Annotated in this window: 20 protein-coding genes; 11 read left to right on the top strand and 9 right to left on the bottom strand. The window is 34.7% G+C overall.

The window, feature by feature from the left end:
- The first annotated feature begins 78 nt into the window (after window positions 1–78).
- The 6 genes from AC5YGG_RS01070 to pth all read left to right on the top strand — a co-directional run bounded on the left by AC5YGG_RS01070 (window position 79) and on the right by pth (window position 5,190).
- Complete coding sequence (locus tag AC5YGG_RS01070; protein WP_496142571.1) at window positions 79–900, top strand: hypothetical protein; 822 nt, start codon at window positions 79–81, stop codon at window positions 898–900.
- Window positions 901–907: 7 nt separating this feature from the next.
- Window positions 908–1,720, top strand: coding sequence for a hypothetical protein (locus tag AC5YGG_RS01065; RefSeq protein ID WP_496142570.1), 813 nt, complete (start codon window positions 908–910; stop codon window positions 1,718–1,720).
- An 8-nt stretch (window positions 1,721–1,728) separates the two neighbouring features.
- Window positions 1,729–2,466 carry a hypothetical protein gene (locus AC5YGG_RS01060; RefSeq protein ID WP_496142569.1) on the top strand — a complete coding sequence of 246 codons (738 nt, stop codon included), beginning with the start codon at window positions 1,729–1,731 and terminating at the stop codon, window positions 2,464–2,466.
- 151 nt (window positions 2,467–2,617) lie between these two features.
- Window positions 2,618–3,514, top strand: a complete 897-nt coding sequence (locus tag AC5YGG_RS01055) for a hypothetical protein (RefSeq protein WP_496142568.1) — start codon at window positions 2,618–2,620, stop codon at window positions 3,512–3,514.
- Window positions 3,515–3,601: 87 nt separating this feature from the next.
- Window positions 3,602–4,540, top strand: coding sequence for a hypothetical protein (locus AC5YGG_RS01050; RefSeq protein WP_496142567.1), 939 nt, complete (start codon window positions 3,602–3,604; stop codon window positions 4,538–4,540).
- A gap of 86 nt (window positions 4,541–4,626) precedes the next feature.
- The gene (gene pth / locus AC5YGG_RS01045; protein ID WP_496142566.1) at window positions 4,627–5,190 is read left to right on the top strand and encodes an aminoacyl-tRNA hydrolase; all 564 of its coding nucleotides are present in this window, start codon (window positions 4,627–4,629) and stop codon (window positions 5,188–5,190) included.
- A gap of 85 nt (window positions 5,191–5,275) precedes the next feature.
- Here pth and AC5YGG_RS01040 read toward each other — a convergent pair whose 3' ends face one another.
- The 7 genes from AC5YGG_RS01040 to AC5YGG_RS01010 form a co-directional block, all read right to left on the bottom strand.
- The gene (locus tag AC5YGG_RS01040; RefSeq protein WP_496142565.1) at window positions 5,276–5,911 is read right to left on the bottom strand and encodes a carbonic anhydrase; all 636 of its coding nucleotides are present in this window, start codon (window positions 5,909–5,911) and stop codon (window positions 5,276–5,278) included.
- A 54-nt stretch (window positions 5,912–5,965) separates the two neighbouring features.
- Window positions 5,966–7,558: a SulP family inorganic anion transporter gene (locus AC5YGG_RS01035; RefSeq protein WP_496142564.1), complete on the bottom strand. Its 1,593-nt coding sequence runs from the start codon at window positions 7,556–7,558 to the stop codon at window positions 5,966–5,968.
- Window positions 7,559–7,704: 146 nt separating this feature from the next.
- Entirely contained in the window at window positions 7,705–8,004 is a 300-nt protein-coding gene (locus tag AC5YGG_RS01030; protein ID WP_496142563.1) for a hypothetical protein, read from the bottom strand.
- 21 nt (window positions 8,005–8,025) lie between these two features.
- The gene (locus tag AC5YGG_RS01025; RefSeq protein WP_496142562.1) at window positions 8,026–8,694 is read right to left on the bottom strand and encodes a carbonic anhydrase; all 669 of its coding nucleotides are present in this window, start codon (window positions 8,692–8,694) and stop codon (window positions 8,026–8,028) included.
- A 427-nt stretch (window positions 8,695–9,121) separates the two neighbouring features.
- Complete coding sequence (locus AC5YGG_RS01020) at window positions 9,122–9,676, bottom strand: serine acetyltransferase (RefSeq protein WP_496142561.1); 555 nt, start codon at window positions 9,674–9,676, stop codon at window positions 9,122–9,124.
- An 11-nt stretch (window positions 9,677–9,687) separates the two neighbouring features.
- On the bottom strand, window positions 9,688–10,839 hold the full coding sequence (locus AC5YGG_RS01015) for a glycosyltransferase (RefSeq protein WP_496142560.1): 1,152 nt from the start codon (window positions 10,837–10,839) through the stop codon (window positions 9,688–9,690).
- Window positions 10,840–11,403, bottom strand: coding sequence for an acyltransferase (locus AC5YGG_RS01010; RefSeq protein WP_496142559.1), 564 nt, complete (start codon window positions 11,401–11,403; stop codon window positions 10,840–10,842).
- A 41-nt stretch (window positions 11,404–11,444) separates the two neighbouring features.
- On the opposite strand from AC5YGG_RS01010, the gene AC5YGG_RS01005 reads away from it, so the two are divergent.
- Together AC5YGG_RS01005 and AC5YGG_RS01000 are read left to right on the top strand one after the other, a co-directional pair.
- Window positions 11,445–12,419, top strand: a complete 975-nt coding sequence (locus tag AC5YGG_RS01005) for a 3-oxoacyl-ACP synthase III family protein (protein ID WP_496142558.1) — start codon at window positions 11,445–11,447, stop codon at window positions 12,417–12,419.
- Between the two features lie 29 nt (window positions 12,420–12,448).
- Entirely contained in the window at window positions 12,449–12,685 is a 237-nt protein-coding gene (locus AC5YGG_RS01000) for a phosphopantetheine-binding protein (protein ID WP_496142557.1), read from the top strand.
- A 12-nt stretch (window positions 12,686–12,697) separates the two neighbouring features.
- On the opposite strand, the gene AC5YGG_RS00995 is transcribed toward AC5YGG_RS01000, so the two are convergent.
- Window positions 12,698–13,870, bottom strand: coding sequence for a glycosyltransferase (locus tag AC5YGG_RS00995; RefSeq protein WP_496142556.1), 1,173 nt, complete (start codon window positions 13,868–13,870; stop codon window positions 12,698–12,700).
- Window positions 13,870–14,709, bottom strand: coding sequence for a glycosyltransferase family 2 protein (locus AC5YGG_RS00990; protein ID WP_496142555.1), 840 nt, complete (start codon window positions 14,707–14,709; stop codon window positions 13,870–13,872). Before AC5YGG_RS00990 ends, AC5YGG_RS00995 begins: the two co-directional genes overlap by 1 nt.
- A 248-nt stretch (window positions 14,710–14,957) precedes the next feature.
- On the opposite strand from AC5YGG_RS00990, the gene AC5YGG_RS00985 reads away from it, so the two are divergent.
- The 3 genes from AC5YGG_RS00985 (at window position 14,958) to AC5YGG_RS00975 (ending at window position 18,590) form a co-directional block, all read left to right on the top strand.
- On the top strand, window positions 14,958–15,728 hold the full coding sequence (locus AC5YGG_RS00985; RefSeq protein ID WP_496142554.1) for a class I SAM-dependent methyltransferase: 771 nt from the start codon (window positions 14,958–14,960) through the stop codon (window positions 15,726–15,728).
- Between the two features lie 151 nt (window positions 15,729–15,879).
- Window positions 15,880–16,905, top strand: a complete 1,026-nt coding sequence (locus AC5YGG_RS00980) for an acyltransferase family protein (RefSeq protein ID WP_496142553.1) — start codon at window positions 15,880–15,882, stop codon at window positions 16,903–16,905.
- Between the two features lie 251 nt (window positions 16,906–17,156).
- The gene (locus tag AC5YGG_RS00975; protein WP_496142552.1) at window positions 17,157–18,590 is read left to right on the top strand and encodes an MBOAT family O-acyltransferase; all 1,434 of its coding nucleotides are present in this window, start codon (window positions 17,157–17,159) and stop codon (window positions 18,588–18,590) included.

Here is an 18,590-nt window from a genome sequence, read left to right as displayed (position 1 = left end):
ATGTGTTTATTTCTATAGGTTTAAAGATATATAACTGGAATTTTTAAGACTTCAATTTGTACCTTTGTGGTCCTTATTATGAAAAAAATTATATATTGCTGCGCGGCTGGATTTCTTTCGTTCTATGCCAACGCACAGGTGGGAATCGGGACATCGAAACCAAAAGCTATGTTAGATGTCAACGGTAAACCCACTCTGAGAAAAGAGCTTAGAGTAGGCGGAACTTCAACTGAGGTAGGTGATGCCGGGTTGAACGGTCAAGTTTTAGTTTCCCAAGGCGAGGGGAGTGCCCCTGTTTGGAAATCATTGAATGTTTCCTTTATGGAAGAGGGACAATACAAATTAATTAATTCGTATTTGTCTTCAGATCAGATTGGTATTAGTAGTTTATCTAATGGTGTTGCCGGTGATAATATCAACAAAAATAGTGTTGGTGATGATATTACAGATACAAGCAAAGGAAAATGGGTGAAAATTGCCGGTCTTGCCAATAGTTTTGAGATTAAGAACGGAAGAAACAGGCTTACCTATCAATTTCAGACAGGAATTGAAATGAAAGCCCCCCGAGCTACTACTTCTCAAAACGTGAAATTTGTATGCGGTGTTTTCAGAAATGGTAAACTGGTTGCCGTACGTCCGGACAGAGTTGCTACGAACAACAATACAGAAAAGGCGGGTCTTATGGATTACATTTTTACACTGAGCTATACTGAGCTTAATGTTCCGGTTGGAGTACAGAATCTGGAAATTGCATGTAGAAAAATCTCTACTTCTAATTCATTGTCCCAATTTACCATAGGTAGAGAAGTTGAAGGTTCTAATGGAGCTTCCAATGCATTTACTCTGGAATCTACAATGAAAATCGATGTTATTGAATACGTAACTTATAAATCCAATTAATCAGGTGATGAAAAATATACTATGTGCTTTATTTCTTGCTTCAAGTGCAGTGCTTTCTGCTCAGGTTGGAATTAATACCGCTTCTCCAAAAGCAAAACTTGATGTGAACGGAGATTTGAATTTGAGAAGTAAAATTGTTGTTGTCGGTAGTGACGGTACTCTTTCACAAGGAAATAATGACCAGCTTTTAGTTTCTCAGGGCGAAGGATATCCCCCGATCTGGAAAAGTCTTCGTATCCCAGAATATGAACCGAATAAATTTTATTTAATATTCAATAACTCATTTTCAGATAGAGATGGAATTGAATTTCAGAGTTGGGAACAGGCGAATATCACTACTTCCAGAGCTGCAACTTTTAATAAAGGAACAGAATTTGGGAATCTTCCGGGATTTAAGAAGATTAATAATTTAACTCAACAAATCTACGTATACAGTACACAAAGTAAAGCTTACTTTCAGTTTGAAACCGTTGTACAGGCAAATTTCACAGGTAATGGAACTACAGATACTTCTATAGATTATGCTTGTGGAATCTTTGTGGATGATAAACTGATCAATTTAAGACAGAGAAACTTAAAAGCAAGTAGCGCTCAGTTTCCTTTCCTTACCCACAACCAGATTGGAATCGTAGAAAACCTTACCAAAGGAGAGCATACCGTAAGTGTAGCATGTTCAAAACTTGCCGCATATGGAGATACCAGCAGAAAGCTGGCAATAGGTAAGAATACCAATACCAATATCAATGATTTTATTGCACAATCTTCTTTAAAAGTAGATGTATATGAAATCCCACAAGAATTTAAACCCATCATTAATTAAAACATACTATGAAAAAGATATTTTTTGTTCCATTTTTACTGATTGTAGGACTAATGAGTGCGCAGGTGGGAATAAATACTTCTGAACCTGTCAATATGCTGGATGTTAATGGTGATTTAAATGTAAGGAAAGAATTCAGAACAGGGGGTACAGACTTGCTGAAAGGCTCAGCAGGGAATGCGGGAGATATATTACATAATAATGCAACGATGGCTGCTAACGACTGGAAAGCCGTTAAAATAGCAGATGGGCAGGGAAGTATGTCTGTGTTTTCTTTAAATACAGTAGCTGATCAGAGCGGAGTTTATTTTGATTCTAGCGGAGATCCTATACCTTATTACGAAAATGCTCCTTTGACGGGGAGTTGGAAAGTGTTGCCACAAGCTGTTGACACTTTCTCTGTGACGAATCAAACGAATAAAGTGACATTTTCTTTTCAGACTATTGCGCAAAAAATAAACGGTGCATCATCTGCAAGTTTTGCATGCGGAGTTTTTGTTGATAATCAGCTGAAGGCTGTGAGAACAGATGTATTGCTTGGAGAGAGTGGGGCTTATAAAATTTTTAATCTTAACGCAACGCTTACCAATCTTACACAGAGAAATAATTACTCTGTAAAAGTAGCATGTATTAACAGAACATTGAATAATACTATTCTTGGGATTGGAAGAGCTGTAGATACGAATACTCTTAGTGGTGATATGGCACAGTCTGTACTAACAACATCCGTATTGCAACCTTACTAATTTTACAGTTTATATAATAAATAAGAATCTAAAAACGTTATGTTTTTAGATTTTTTTGTTTATTAACTCTATTCTTTGTGGATTTGTTTGGATATTGTGCCCTCTATTAGTAAAAATTGAATTATATTTGGGCGAGTTAAAAAATTTGTTTATGGCAAAAAACTATTTTCTTAAAATGTTTGCTGGAGCTGCACTTTTCGGGTTACTAGCGTCATGTAATACAACATCAGACCCTACGGAATCTATTCCAGATCCTGTAGGAGGTCCTGCACCTCAAAAGTTTATAGCAAGAGTTGCTATGGATAATGTCACTCAGGAGGAGTATACTTCAACTAATTTAGGCGTTTTGGAGCAGATTTCATATAAGGATGATAATGCACCTACCAATAATTATATAGGGAGTGTAACTTATCAACCTGGCAGTAGTGATCCTACAAAACAAGATATCAGTAAAGTGACGTTTATGAGCCCGGCAACAGAAAGTTTAGATTATACTTTTGATATCGTTCCTGCGGAAAAAGGGAAAATCTTTAGTGCATCGTGTAAAGCAACAGGATCTACACCGTCATTATCTTATTTAAGTGATTACGCGTTTTCTTACGATGCCATCACCAGTAAGCTTACTAAAATTCTTGAAAAAAGAAAAGACGGAGGTATTTCTGCCTATAATAAATTTATAGAATACACTTTTGTATATGCAGGGAAAAATGTTTCTCAGGTGATTTGCAAAAAAGGAATCTTAAATAATTTAGGAGCTCCAGACTTTGCAACAGCTAAAACCTCTACTTATAATTTCCAGAATTATGATTCAAATAACAGCCCGTTTTCTATGATTCCTCAAAACTTTTCTCTGATGAGAGGGTTAATAAATCCGGGGCTTTTCTACAGAATGTCTCCTAATAACCCTACATCCATGTATTTTGAGATGCCGGCTCCAACTCCGTCAGTGAATACAGGACAAAGCTACTCGTATGATAATGAGAGATATCCAATCGTAGAAAAAAATCAAAAGATTACATTTACTTATAAGAAATTAGAAGGTAAATAACAACGTTAATCTGACCAGAATATAAATAAGGATATAATTTTAAACAAAAAAAATTATATTTGTCAAAAAATAATCAATTACCAGGAAATGAAACAAATTTTCTATTTTATCTTACTAATTGCAGGCTTTTCTTCAATACATTCCTGCAAGGATTTATTAGATGAAGACGGGAATCCACTATTGGATCTTAATAATACAGGCGGACTTAATGGTCCCAGAGCATTGTACAGAGAAATTACAGATAAAGATACCATTGCAGAATATCAGTACAGCGGACTTCTTGTAACCAGAGTAATCTCAGACAGTGCTTCTATCACAGACATTATGTACAGTGGTGACAGAATAAGCCAAATCTCTTTCAACGGATTCCTTGATCTGGATGGAAATGGAAAACTTGATAAAGACAGTATTTCTTATACACAGCAATTTAATTATAATAACAAAAATCAAATTGCTATAATCTCTGAAAACCGCTCTATCTATAGAAGACCGGCTCCGGTTCCACCGGCTACTACGCCAGGACCGCAGACACTATTACAAAAAGAGAAAAAGCAATATACGTTGGTATACAGCACAGCTACTGCAAAACTGGATTCTATCACGATGAAAAGTGGGTTAGATATTCCAGGTACTACATTTGCATTTGATAAATACTCAAAAATAGGGTATACCTATGTAGGTGACAATATTTCTAATGTTGTAAAGCATTCAGGAAATATGTTGCCTGGAGATGTATTTGGAGCAGTTAACTTAAAGCATAACTATGTGTTCTATGAGTATGACAGCCAGATAAGCCCATTCACATTAGTGCCATTTGCTTATAAAATTTCCAGACTTGTTGCTACGGATAAAAATGAAAGAGAATCCCTTATGCTTTCTCCAAACAATCCTAAGAGATGGTCTTTCACCAATACTACAGCACTGCCTTATCCTCCTCCAATCGTGAAGAGTACCAATTATGTGTATGATCTTCAGACTTACATGACGAAAGGCTATGGTATTAACTATATCTATAAACCACAATAGAAAAGTTTTTTTACAATATTTAAAACTCAATCTTTCTGAGATTGAGTTTTTTATTTTTTATCCCTTAATTTTGCAAAAAATTTCTGATGAAATATTTAATTGTTGGGCTTGGTAATAAAGGCTCAGAATACGAAAATACACGCCATAATATTGGATTCAAAGTGGCAGAGAAAATTGCTGAAAATCTTGAGGTATCATTTAATACGGCTAATTTTGGCTGGATGGCTGAGGGAAAACATAAAGGTAGAAAAGTATTCGTACTTAAGCCGGATACTTATATGAATCTTTCAGGAAATGCTGTAAGATACTGGATGCAGAAAGAGAATATTCCTTTGGAAAATGTTCTGATTGTCACAGATGATCTTGCACTTCCTTTTGGAACATTGAGAATGAAAGGAAAAGGTTCAGATGCAGGACATAACGGGCTTAAAAATATTAACGAAGTATTACAGACACAAGGATATGCCAGACTTCGTTTCGGGATTTCTGCAGACTTTTCAGCGGGTAAACAGGTTGATTATGTTTTAGGAACATGGAATGAAGAAGAATCAGAAAAACTCTCGGAAAGAATTGAAACCTTTGCTAAAGCAAGCCTTTCTTTCGTTTTTGCAGGACTGAACAATACCATGTCTGCATTTAACGGAAAATAGAAAAAGTTATCAGAATAAAATAAAGCCCTTCGGAGTTATTCGGAGGGCTTTATATATAATGATTTATAATGAGAATTGTGTCTTTTTATAACCAGCTCACTGCACCGGTTTCTACGTCGTAGTTAGCTCCAACAATTTTAATTTTACCTTCATTTTCAAGGTTTCTAAGTGTTGAACTCTGCTTACGTATATCTTCGATGGCATTTTTTACATTCTGGTGATTAAGTCTTTCTAAAAGAGAACTGTTTTTTGATGAACGTTCTTCATTTTCTTCAATCACTTCATTAATGATAGGGTTAAAGTGATTGATAAGATGATTCAGGTTGTCCATTCCAAGACCTTCAATTTGAGCCGCATCAAGACCTCCTTTTAATGCACCGCATTTAGTGTGTCCCAATACTACAATCAGCTTCGAACCTGCAACATTACAACCAAATTCCATTGATCCAAGAATATCCTGGTTTACAAAGTTACCGGCAATTCTGATACTGAAAACATCTCCCAACCCCTGGTCAAAAATAAGTTCAGCAGAAGTACGGCTGTCTATACAGCTTAATACCACAGCAAACGGCCATTGTCCTTCACGGGTTGCGTTTACCTGCTCAAGAAGATCTCTGTTTGCCTTAAGGTTGTTCACAAACCTCTGGTTTCCTTCTTTTAAGAATTCTAATGCTTTTTCCGGAGTAATTGTCGATTGAGTTTCGTATGTATGTGCTTTCATATAATTTAATTGTTTTTGAATTTTAAATTTAAAATAATAAGATAATGATTGAGATTACATGGCTCTCTTATGAGTAACTAAAATGTGAGAATCCTCACTTCTTTCATAATCTCTGTATGAAGTTTTAAAGCCTAAAAGTTCTACATTGATATCCTGTTCTTTTGCCCGTATATTGGCAAAGTCCTGAATCATTTCCAGTACATCAGTGGCAATGTATGAAGTGCTTCTGGCATCAATGATTACATTAGAGTTTGGCTTAATATTTTTCAGTGTTTTTTTGATTGCCGCCTTATTTAAAAATGAAACTTCTTCAGCCAGCTTAATCTTTATACCGTCTGCATCATCCAGCATTTCCCTGCTTAGATAATAAGCTCTCTTCATATTTCCCTGAAGAATATAGAAAACAGAGATGGTAAGACCGATCCCGACACCTTTTAATAAATCTGTGGCTACTACTGCTACCACAGTGGCTACAAATGGAATAAACTGGAATTTTCCTAAATGCCAGAAATGCTTAAATGTAGCAGGTTTTGCCAGTTTGTATCCTACTAAAATCAATACTGCAGCCAATGTTGCAAGCGGAATAAGATTTAAAATTACAGGAATGGAAAGAACACATACCAATAATAATACACCATGAATCATTGCAGATACTTTAGATGTTGCTCCAGCATTAGCATTAGCAGAACTTCTTACAACTACTGACGTCATTGGAAGACCTCCGATGAATGAACTGATCAGGTTCCCGATTCCTTGTGCTTTAAGCTCAAGATTCGTATCCGTTATTCTTCTCTGTTGATCAAGACGATCAGATGCTTCAATACAAAGTAAAGTTTCAATAGAAGCTACAATGGCAATAGTTGCTCCCACGATCCATACCTTTGGATTAGTAAAACCTCCAAAATCAGGCATCGTAATCAGATTTTTGAAGTCGTCCAGAGATTGTGGGACAGGTAACGAAACCAAATGTTCTTTACCAATTGCCAATGAGCTTCCAGATAATTTAAAAAGTTCATTCAAAAGGATTCCAGCTACTACAGCTACTAAAGCTCCGGGAAGCATTTTCATTCTTTTCAGTACGTGAACTTTATCCCACGCGATTAGAATAGCCACCGAGACTAAAGTAACAACGATAGCACCCAGGTGAATAGCCCCGAATAATTCTGTAAAATATCCGAAGTTTAAGCCACTGTCAAAAAGAGATTCATGACCTTCATAATCTTTATCAAACCCTAAAGCATGTGGAATTTGCTTTAAAATAATGATAATTCCTATCGCAGCAAGCATTCCCTCAATTACATTGTTTGGGAAATAGTTGGAAATACTTCCTGCTCTTACAAATCCTAAAATCAGCTGTATAAGCCCTGCAATAATTCCGGCACAAAGGAAAAGTTCAAATGCGCCTAAATCTGTAATGGCAGTTAAAACAATCGCCGTTAAACCTGCTGCAGGTCCTGAAACTGAAATATTTGAATTACTGATGAGTCCTACTACCACACCTCCTACAATCCCGGAAATAATTCCTGATAATGGTGGAGCGCCTGATGCTAATGCAATTCCTAAACATAGTGGAAGTGCTACTAAAAATACCACGAGTCCTGAAGGGAAATTCTCCTTTATTCCTCCTATTAATGATGTCTTTTTCATGATGTAAAGCTGTGAAAGATAACCGTCCTATTTATTTTTAAATTAGGCAGTTATAAAAGTTTTTAAAATTTAATTTTTTAAGTACATGTGTATCCGATATCAGTAACTGATATGAATAGGTATCAAAAAAATCTAAGTATTAAAAACTAAGCTTCGGGAGGGGGAGAAAATATAGTAAGTAAGGGTGATAGATGAAAAGAATCATCGATCAGCACAAAAGACATTCCCTGAAAATCAGGTTCGGAAAACTTCAGATAATCAAATACATCCAAAGTTTTTGGAAGTGTCTTTTCGTAAACAATAAATGAAGATGGGTGAGAATGTGGCTCTTCTTCGTTTATTATTATATTAGTTCTAAGAATGTCCCAGCCTGCCACCGCAGCAATGCTTGGCAGCGCTGTAAAATTCAGAAAAAACGTTAATACAATAATACTCCAGAATTTCATCTCACATTCTTTTTAGAAAGACTATTTGGTCTTTCTGCTCATTACCCAGTCAGAACTTGTAAGGTTGTAGATTTTTTGGATGTCTTTTAAGGTTTTCTCAAAATCGATCTCCAAATCAATGATCTTACCTGTTCTAAGGTCAAATACCCAGCCGTGTACAATAGGTTGTTCCTCTAAGATATATCTTTCCTGTACACAAGCCATTTTAATTACGTTGATGCACTGCTCCTGAACATTAAGTTCTACAAGTCTGTCATAACGCTTGCTTTCGTCTTCGATAGAATCAAGTTCAGCCTGATGCAATCTGTAAACATCACGAATATTTCTCAGCCATGGATTTAATAATCCTAAATCCTGAGGGGTCATCGCTGCTTTTACCCCGCCGCAGTTGTAATGTCCGCAAACAACAATGTGTTTTACTTTAAGATGTTCTACTGCATATTGAATAACTGCAGTGGAACTCATGTCTAAAGTATTCACCACATTGGCAATGTTTCTGTGAACAAATACCTCTCCGGGTTTTGCGCCCATCAGTTCTTCCGCCGTTGCTCTACTGTCTGAACATCCGATATACAGATAGTCAGGAGTTTGAGTTTTAGCTAAGTTATGGAAGAAATCAGGATCTTCTGCTACTTTTGACTCTACCCATTTTTTGTTGTTTTCGAAAATAACTTCGTACGATTGTGACATAATTCTAAAATTTATAATTATTTATTTCGTTTAAATTATTTCCAAAATCAATAGACTAAATCAATAATTGTGCAAAAATATACTTTTTACTGAAGAATTGATCAGTTTTAACAAAGTTTAATATTAAAATATGCTTAAAATCATGTCTAATATCCCGATATACTTTGTTTTATATTACTGAGAAGTTGTCTAATAATCCAAACGTTTAAAAACTTAGATAAAATTACAAAGTATTCATTACAATCTGAGAATTGTAGATTAAAATTTTTTTAAATTATGACGATTTTGTGTTTACGCTTGATCAGATTGCTTAATATCTATACCAACATTAAGACTTTGGCTTCCTGCTAGAACTTCTTACTCATTATCCTGATAACTCTTATCTTGTAGTGGGGTATCTTATTAATAAGAGAAGACTTACATTGAATTAAATTTTGTTATTAATATAACCTTCTGTAGCATTTGGTTTAGAATAAATTTTTCCGGGATTTCCCATGACCAAAGAATCTGTGGGAACATCAAAATTAACATAGGAGTTGGGAGCAATTAATACATTATTTCCAATGTTTACATTACCCACGATAACGGCATTGGAACCTATCCAAACTTCATCCCCAATAACTGGAAAACCTTCATTTTTACCACGGTTTTGCTGTCCTATAGTAACACCCTGGGCAATATTACAGTTTTTACCAATTTTTACCTTAGGATTGATCACAAGAGCTCCCCAATGTCCCAGATAAAAGCCTTCTCCAATCTGAGTTTCAGGATAAATCTGGAAACCATATTTTATTTGATAATGTCGTAAAGCCAATCTCCAGAATATGCCAGAAATAGATTTTTTATTGTATTGCTGAGCTTTTCTGAAAACATAAATATAATGTAGATTGGGATTAATACACTTTTTCCAAATCCCTAAAGTGGAAAGCCATTTCCCACTTTCCCTGTAAAAATCTTTCTGTATTATGGTGTATTCTGGCATTACAAAACCTTTTATGCTTGATCAATAATTTCTTGAATATGAGCAACTGATTTTTCCAATACAAATGGAAGGTCAGTATTAGCTATTTCTTTTTCATACTGTACGGAAAGTTCTTTGTCAGTAAGGAACTTTTTCATTCCTTCATAGATCCCGTCTTCAGAATTTGGAGTGATGAGTCCTAATTTTCCATCCTGTAGAAGATCTTTGATTCCGGAAACATCCGTAGACACTACCGGCTTATTCAGAATAAGTGCTTCTGCAATGATGGTAGGAAAGCCTTCGTGGCGCGAAGACATCACATAGAAATCAGCTTTTTTAAGATATGGATAAGGGTTACTTCTGAAGCCAAGCATTTTTACCGTTTCCTGAAGCCCCAATTGATTCAGCTTTGTCTGTATATTTTCCAAGTCATACCCGTCTCCAATGATGATGATCTGATGTTTCAGCCCTTCATCTATAAGCTTTTTATGAACATCAAGAAGCCTGTCGTAACCTTTTTGAGGATATACGGTACCAATAGTGACAAAAGTTGGAAGATCATTGGAGAAAGGATAATCCTCAATGTTCACATTGGCTTTTTGTAAAGTATCCTGTTTGTCTATAGGATTGAATATTTTTATAACAGCCTGTTTTTCCCTTTCGTTACCGGCAAGTTTTTGCATTTCCTCCTTCAGTTTATTGGAAATCACCAATATTTTGTCAAATTTAAAAAACTGTCTGATTACATCTGGCGTATATTCTTTCAGATTAAAAATATCATTCTGAATCCAGATAATCTTCTTTGAGTTTTTCTGAGGGCTGGATAGCAATTCTCTATGCATTCCATGAATTGCGGCGATTTCTACATCATATTTTTTATCCTTTAAAATGAATTTATAAAGAAGAGATGGAAACATGAGAAGCATTTTCTGATAAAGAACTCTGAATGCTTTTATCGGAATTTCATGAGGCTTGTTCGTTGTAATCATCTCACCTTTTATAAGATAATGTAACTTCACCCATGACGGTACTTCCTGAATATACATGCCGGTATACAGATTGATAAGCAAATCAACCTCATATTTATCTTCCGGAAGATTTTTTAGGAAATTGATCAGAACTTTTTCTGCACCGCCATGGCGTAGAGAACCAATTCTGATAAGGATTTTCTTTTTTTCAGTCATTTATTTTTTTATAGGTTTATAAGTATGAGGGAGGTGTTTTTTTATATAATCTTCAAGTTTAGGTCTGTCGGTTTCAAGCTCTCGTGGGTACATGACATTGTTTTTTAAAGCTTTGTCTCCATATTCCTCGATGGTACAAATAAATTTTGCAGGAATTCCGGCATATACGGTTCCGTTGGGCATCGAAGAAGTTAAGATAGAGCCTGCTCCCAATACACAATTATCACCTATTTCTGAGCCTAGCATAATAATAGTATCTGCCCCAATAAAGCACTGCTTTCCGATCTTTATACGTCCGAAAGCCCTTACATCCTTATATTTTTCGAAAAAATGTAAAGCGTTATACCCTCCGTCATGATTAATGAAACGAACATTATTGGAAAGAGTTGTCTCGTCACCTATTTCAATTAAAAAAGGTTCAGTACCCAACTCAGGAACTTCCACAAAACGAACATTTTTTCCTACCTTTAATCCTTTAGCAATACAAATTTTGAGATAGATTCTCTTGATCAGGTATTGATAAGTGGTATGAATTTTTAATATGATACGATATATAAATATCATTATTCTAAATTTGTTTTCCTCCTACAAAGAAAAGAATTTATATGATAAAAATTTCTAAAATAGAATATTATTTGCCTCAGCTGGTTCTTACCAATATGGATTTGGAAAAGGAATTTCCTGAGTGGAGTTCAGAAAGAATCCGTGAAAAAGTAGGGATCTCACAACGTCATATTTCTGCCGAAAACGAAACGGTGCTGGATCTGGCTATACAGTCATCAGAAAAGATTTTTAAGGAGTATGACAGGGATAAGATTGATTTTATTCTATTCTGTACTCAAAGCCCTGATTATTTTCTTCCCACTACAGCATGTATTTTGCAGGATAAACTCGGGTTGAGAAAAAATATAGGAGCTATGGATTTTAATTTAGGCTGTTCCGGATTCGTGTATGGTCTGGCAGTTGCTAAAGGATTAATTGTAGCAGGGGTTGCCAAAAGCATTTTGCTTGTTACCTCAGAAACTTATAGCAAACACATCAATCCAAAAGATAAAGGAAACCGATGTATATTTGGGGATGCTTCTGCATCAGCGATCATAGAAAAAGATGAAAATGCCGGCGATTATAAATTTTGTTTAGGAACGGATGGAAGTGGTGCGGAAAATCTTATGGTGAAAAAAGGAGCGTTAAGAACAGATTTTACGCTGAATCCCAATCATGAGTTTGATCCGGAGAATCTTTATATGAACGGTCCTGAAATTTTTAATTTTACAATAGAGAAAATTCCGGGGTTAGTAAAGGAAACTATGGATGTAAATGGGCTCACAATGGATGATATAGATTATTTTGTTTTTCATCAGGCAAATTCTTTTATGCTGAATTATCTGAGACGAAAAACTAAAATACCAACAGAAAAGTTCTATGTCAATATGGAGAAAACTGGGAATACAGTTTCTGCAACCATTCCGATTGCATTAAAAAATATGATGGATGAAGGAATGTTGAAGAAAGGAGATAAAATATTGCTTGCCGGTTTTGGAGTAGGATATTCCTGGGGTGCTACTATCGTGGAATTTTAATAATTAAATCAATCACAAAATAAAAATATATGAAAACTTCCGTTTTTTTAGAAAAGCTGCGAGAGGAATTAGATGAAGATCAAGAGCTAAGCCTTGATACCAAACTGAATGATCTTGAAAATTACGATTCTATCAGTTTACTTTCTGTAATTGCCTTTGTAGATGAAAATTTTAATCAACAGCTTGATGTGAACCATTTTAAAGATATGGAAACCGTTTCAGATCTTATAAATATTATTGGTCCGGAAAACTTTGAAAATGAATGATGATGTCTATCATCATTCATTTTGTTTTTGCTGGTAAAGATTTTCAAGAATTGCTTCTACAGCATTGAATATTTTCTGATTATCAAATTGTTCTTCAATCGTTTCAAGATTTTTTCTGATTCTGGAGATCAATTCCGGATCGGTAAGGAATTTTTTCATGGCTTCATACATTTCATTGGTATCATAGCTGATCAGGTATCCTGTTTCTCGGTCTTTGATCATAATGCCAACATCACCGGTATCAGTTGCAATAATAGGTTTCTGAAGAATCAGTGCTTCAGCAATTACGAGTGGCCACGCTTCTGATTCGGAAGGAAGAATAAAATAATCTGCATTTTTAATGTAAGAATACGGATTCATTTTATTGCCACCCAATATAAAGGTATCCTGAACATTATTAGCATGTATCTGGTCCGTAAGATTTTGCATTTCTTCCCCGTTTCCAAGTACAATGATGCTGTGATGAAAACCTTCATCAATAAGTCTTTTGTGGGCATCAATAAGCTTATGAAATCCTTTTCTGTGATGAAGTCTTCCTACAGAAACAAACACAGGTCCCTGAGGAAAAGTTTCTAATTTTTCTTCTGCTTTTCTTTTAATCTCTTCAATAGGAATAGCATTGATTACTACGCTTTCTGCGGGATATTTTAAATCAGGATAATAAAGATGCATCATTTCCTTGATTCTTTGCGAGCAGTAGATCATATGATCGAATTTTTGAAAATTCTTAATGATTTCAGGAACTGCCGGCTGTAATGCAGGAAGATTGATCTCAGAGTGAAACCAGCCTATTTTCTTTGAATCCTTATTGCTTGAATTGTTAACCGCTGAGAATGTGGCGTAGGAGGGAGAAATCTCTATGTCGAACTTTTGATTACCCAAAATTCGGTCAGAAATTTTATGGTTTTTTAATATTCTTGTAAGTTTTAATCTTCTTCGAATAAGCTGGAGCTTATTGATAATGAAATTTTGAGAAAAGCCTTCTTTGCCTTCGGTAAGATATATCTTTTTTACATGACTGGGAATTTCATTTCGAAGTTCTCCCTGGTTCATGTTAAGGCATATTGTTAAATCGAATTTATCAGGATTAAGGTTGTTGAGCATACTTAGCACCACCTTCTCCACACCGCCCATTTCCATAGATCGGTGTCTGAAAAGAACCTTTATTTTTTTATTTTCAGTCATCACTTGAAAAGTTTCTGTAAAGTAATGATAAATTTTTTCTTTATCCTATATAAAATCCCATTTTGGTACTCCAAAAGGGCAAAAATTTCCTGTTGGTTACTATATTTTTCCGGTATTTTTTTCCCATTAATATAAGTGATATTTCTTCTTTTCATGGTATTGAAAATCACTTGGGCAAAATAATCATAGGACTTTGCTTTGTTATTGTTTTGAGAAATCCCTCCTGTATGTGCTCTGTATAAATAATTGATATCATTGATAAAATAGACATCGCCTTTTTCATACATTTTTAGATACAGGTCTTGATCTTCAGCAATTCTTAGTTCAGGATTTATTTTTTCAGTCTGTTCATAAATGTTCTTCCTGAATGTTGTAAAATGATTGATCTGGTTAGGATAATTGAAGAAATAAGGATCTCCGTTTCTTACCTGCATTGCTGATTTAAATGGGGCTATCGGTTTGAGATCTTTATCGCAAGCCATAAAGCGGGAGTAAGTAAGAACTACATTTCTTTTCCGTTCAAAAGTTTGAATAGCCGTTTCAATTGCTGAAGGAAGAATAGCATCGTCAGGATCTACAAAACCGCAGATTTCACCGGTTGCCAATTCTATAAGTTTACTTTTGGTAACTCCTACACCGCTGTTTTTTTCATTTTCAAAATACCTGAACCTTTCATCGCCCGCGATGATAGTTTTTATCTTTTCCCTTTCATTTTCCAAAGAGGCATCATCCAGAATAACGGCTTCCCAATTCGGGTAGGTCTGCTGAAGCAGAGAATTATAACAATCCCTAAACAAGAAGGCATTATTATAATGGGCTATAAGTACAGAGAATTTCATATAAATCTAACAAAATGTTGAAAATTGATTCCTGTATAATGAGTTATGGTATGGTTTATTAGTAATGTATGTTTCAGAAAATAGTCTGAAAGAAAAGAGTTCATTGAAAATGAAATATTGATGATTGAGCAGCATCTTTCATAATGGGGATAGGGTCATGACTTTTTTCATTTGAGTTACACAAATATAATCTGTTTTTATATAAATGGGAAAAAAATCTTTATTTTTGCTTCATTAAAGGCAACATAGTGAGTGAAATAACTAGAGTTCTCAAAACATTTATCGGATATTTAAAAAGACCTGACCTTTATCCGGAGCTAGGTCGTAAAATCATTAAAAATACTATCAATAGAGATAATGCCTTTAAAGGAAAAGAGAAAACGAATTCCTGGGCAGCGGAAAGAGCGATATCCCAAAAAGATGCTGTTGCGAATCTATTTGGACTTGAAATAGATGCATTCCGTAATGACTATAAGCAGATTTTAGCGGACGCTACAGAAAAAGAAAGAATATGCCCCGTAAAAATGGGCGGTCCAGGAGCCTTAGAGCTTATCTATTATGCTTGTGAGTTTGCAAAAGCCGAGCATGTGGTGGAAACAGGTGTAGCCTATGGCTGGTCTTCATTAGCATCTCTATTGTCTCTTGCCAAAAGAAATGGAACCTTATACAGTTCGGATATGCCTTATCTTGCACAGGATGGGGACCAGTATGTAGGATATGTGGTTCCTGAAAACCTTAGAGGAAACTGGAAATTATTCCGTTTTGCAGACAAGGAATCATTACCCAAGATTTTTTCTGAAAATAAAATGTTTGACGTACTTCATTATGATTCGGATAAAAGCTATAATGGTAGGGCATGGGCTTATAATGAGCTTTACAGCCATCTAAGAAAAGGAGGTGTATTTATCAGTGATGATATTGGTGATAATTCAGCATATCAGGATTTCTGCGAGAAAAATAATATTGAGACAACAGTAGTAGAGTACGAAGGAAAATACATTGGGGTATTCATTAAATAAAACTCCGGGGTAGGGGCTTTTCTGTAATGAATTGCCTAAACACCTTATTCTGCGAAAATAATATAAAACATTGTTTTTACAGTAAGAAATAAAGAGGATTTCTGATGAAAAATATATAACAAAACGCTTAGTATTACTGTTTAGACGTTCTATGAAAATCACTCAAATTACTTTTACCCGCTTTCTTGCAGCGATGGCAATTGTCATTTCGCATTTCAACAAAGATCTTTTTTTATATAAACTGAATTACATATCAAATATTTTTCTGAAAGCAAATGTAGGAGTAAGTTACTTTTTCATTCTTTCAGGCTTTATTATGATTGTTGCTTATCATAAAAAAGATAAGATCGAATATTTTGATTATTATAAAAACAGATTTGCAAGGATCTATCCATTATATGTTCTCGGGCTTTTATTATATCTGGTAACAAGATTTTCTAATTTCAGTATTTACGAAAGTTTTTTGTATTTATTCGGATTACAGAGCTGGATCCCTGGAAAGGCAATGATTCTGAATTTTCCCGGATGGTCTATTTCTGTAGAGTTTCTTTTTTATCTGATTTTCCCTTGGCTGTATAATCGTTTCTATTCTAAAGGAAACAAAAACATATGGATTGTGACGATATTCATCTGGATAGTTACGCAGGTAGTTTGCAGTCTATATGCTGAATCTTCTTATTACGAAGGACCTCATACAGAAAGCCATGAATTATTGTACTACTTTCCTATCATGCATATTAACGAGTTTTTGGCAGGAAACCTTGCCGGTATATATTTTGTGAAAAATTCAGAGCAGAAGAATTATGATGTTCCGGTAGTTTTAATTTTCGGAGCTATTTTACTGTCATTGGTTTTCACTTCATTTTTCTATCACAATGGGCTGATGGCATTATTGTTTATTCCGCTTATCCTTCTGATCTCAAAAAATAATGGGATGCTCACCAATCTGTTTTCATGGAAACCGTTAGAATATCTGGGTGAAGCTAGCTATGCAGTGTATATTACTCATATTCCTATTTTATATATTTTGAGAGAAATCATAAAATGGAGCCAGTATAATCCTGATATTAATACGATATTTGGACTTTACATCATCGTTCTTATTATTACATCTGTTTTATTCTATCAATGTATTGAAAAGCCATTAAGAGATTACTTAAGAAAACTGATTGTGTAGTGAAACTTTATGTAGCTAAGGTCAAAAATTAAAATATGAAGAATAATTATAAAGAGTAAATGATTTTAAACCTAAAATTATTATAAAAAATATATTTTTGTATTAATATAAAACATCCACAATGATCGAAATTACAAATATTCCCATAACAGTAAAGAGTATTTTCACAAGGAAAAATTTATTATTCAATTTTTTTTACGATAGAATGGAGACTGAAGTTGCAGGTATTTAATAATTTCTAACGCTATAGTATGCTATTCAATTCAATAGGATTTCTCATTTTTTTACCAATCGTTTTTTGTTTGTATTGGTTTGTCTTCAATAAAAAATTTCAGGATCAGAACAGACTGTTATTGCTTGCCAGCTTTTATTTTTATGCAAGCTGGGATTGGAGATTTCTTTTTCTGTTAATGTTTTCCATTGGGTTAGATTATTTTTCAGGCATTAAAATTGAGAAGAGCCGAAGTAATAAAGAAGCCAAATTTTGGCTTACACTGAGTATTGTAATCAATCTTGGTTTCTTGGGGTTTTTCAAATACTATAATTTTTTTGTGGAAAGCTTTGCCGATCTTCTTGGAGGTTTGGGTTTTAAAGCAAATGTCTGGTTACTTCATATTATCCTTCCGGTAGGGATCTCTTTTTATACATTTCATGGCTTATCTTACGTGATTGATGTGTACAAAAAAAGAATTAATGCAGAAAAGAACTTTACAGATTATGCAGTTTTTGTGAGTTATTTTCCTCTTTTAGTTGCCGGTCCGATAGAACGTGCTACCCATCTTCTACCTCAGATTCAGAAAGAAAGGATTTTCAATTATGAACAGGCTGTAGATGGAATGCGTCAGATTCTTTGGGGATTTTTTAAAAAAATGGTTATCGCAGATAATTGTGCACCTCTGGTAAATGAAATTTTCACAAATTACCAGACGGAAAGTCCCATGAATCTTATAATAGGAGCAGTTTTATTTGCCTTTCAGATTTACGGAGATTTTTCAGGTTATTCTGATATTGCATTAGGAGTTTCAAGATTATTTGGGATAGAATTATTAAAGAATTTTTCATTTCCATACTTCTCAAGAGATATTGCTGAATTTTGGAGGAGATGGCATATTTCCCTTTCTTCGTGGTTCAGGGATTATCTTTACATTCCTTTGGGAGGAAGTAAGGGCGGACTTCTCATGAAAATCAGAAATACCTTTATTATCTTTTTGGTTTCTGGTTTCTGGCATGGGGCAAACTGGACATTCATTGTATGGGGAGGTCTGAATGCTCTGTATTTTATGCCATTGCTAATTATGAATAAAAATCGTCAGAATATTGAAGTAGCGGGTCAAGGAAAGATTTTGCCATCTTTTAAAGAGTGCTTTCAGATGATTATTACATTTTTTGTGACCTGTATTGCCTGGATTTTTTTTAGGGCTGAATCTGTTTCTCAGGCATATCATTATATTGTCAGAATCTTAAGCAAAGATCTCTTTTCCTTACCGAATTCCTTACCTGTGAAAGCATTGGCTCTTATAGCTTTTATGTTAATTATAGAATGGATTAACAGGGAGAAGTTTCACGGGTTGGAAATAAAAAGATTCAGACCTTTGATGAGACGTGCTTTTTACATTGCAATTATTTATATCATTCTCCGTTATGCCAGCTTCGGTAATAATGAATTTATCTATTTTCAGTTTTAG

The organism is Chryseobacterium sp. CS2K3, from assembly GCF_059515185.1.
The sequence above is the reverse complement of the archived record's forward strand: the minus strand, read 5'-3'. Positions and strand labels throughout refer to the sequence as shown.

Bases quoted from the DNA above. Each gene is read 5' to 3' on its own strand.
- AC5YGG_RS01070 (WP_496142571.1), top strand. From the start codon at position 79: ATGAAAAAAATTATATATTGCTGCGCGGCTGGATTTCTTTCGTTCTAT.
- AC5YGG_RS01065 (WP_496142570.1), top strand. From the start codon at position 908: ATGAAAAATATACTATGTGCTTTATTTCTTGCTTCAAGTGCAGTGCTT.
- AC5YGG_RS01060 (WP_496142569.1), top strand. From the start codon at position 1,729: ATGAAAAAGATATTTTTTGTTCCATTTTTACTGATTGTAGGACTAATG.
- AC5YGG_RS01055 (WP_496142568.1), top strand. From the start codon at position 2,618: ATGGCAAAAAACTATTTTCTTAAAATGTTTGCTGGAGCTGCACTTTTC.
- AC5YGG_RS01050 (WP_496142567.1), top strand. From the start codon at position 3,602: ATGAAACAAATTTTCTATTTTATCTTACTAATTGCAGGCTTTTCTTCA.
- pth (WP_496142566.1), top strand. From the start codon at position 4,627: ATGAAATATTTAATTGTTGGGCTTGGTAATAAAGGCTCAGAATACGAA.
- AC5YGG_RS01040 (WP_496142565.1), bottom strand. From the start codon at position 5,911: ATGAAAGCACATACATACGAAACTCAATCGACAATTACTCCGGAAAAA.
- AC5YGG_RS01035 (WP_496142564.1), bottom strand. From the start codon at position 7,558: ATGAAAAAGACATCATTAATAGGAGGAATAAAGGAGAATTTCCCTTCA.
- AC5YGG_RS01030 (WP_496142563.1), bottom strand. From the start codon at position 8,004: ATGAAATTCTGGAGTATTATTGTATTAACGTTTTTTCTGAATTTTACA.
- AC5YGG_RS01025 (WP_496142562.1), bottom strand. From the start codon at position 8,694: ATGTCACAATCGTACGAAGTTATTTTCGAAAACAACAAAAAATGGGTA.
- AC5YGG_RS01020 (WP_496142561.1), bottom strand. From the start codon at position 9,676: ATGCCAGAATACACCATAATACAGAAAGATTTTTACAGGGAAAGTGGG.
- AC5YGG_RS01015 (WP_496142560.1), bottom strand. From the start codon at position 10,839: ATGACTGAAAAAAAGAAAATCCTTATCAGAATTGGTTCTCTACGCCAT.
- AC5YGG_RS01010 (WP_496142559.1), bottom strand. From the start codon at position 11,403: ATGATATTTATATATCGTATCATATTAAAAATTCATACCACTTATCAA.
- AC5YGG_RS01005 (WP_496142558.1), top strand. From the start codon at position 11,445: ATGATAAAAATTTCTAAAATAGAATATTATTTGCCTCAGCTGGTTCTT.
- AC5YGG_RS01000 (WP_496142557.1), top strand. From the start codon at position 12,449: ATGAAAACTTCCGTTTTTTTAGAAAAGCTGCGAGAGGAATTAGATGAA.
- AC5YGG_RS00995 (WP_496142556.1), bottom strand. From the start codon at position 13,870: ATGACTGAAAATAAAAAAATAAAGGTTCTTTTCAGACACCGATCTATG.
- AC5YGG_RS00990 (WP_496142555.1), bottom strand. From the start codon at position 14,709: ATGAAATTCTCTGTACTTATAGCCCATTATAATAATGCCTTCTTGTTT.
- AC5YGG_RS00980 (WP_496142553.1), top strand. From the start codon at position 15,880: ATGAAAATCACTCAAATTACTTTTACCCGCTTTCTTGCAGCGATGGCA.
- AC5YGG_RS00975 (WP_496142552.1), top strand. From the start codon at position 17,157: ATGCTATTCAATTCAATAGGATTTCTCATTTTTTTACCAATCGTTTTT.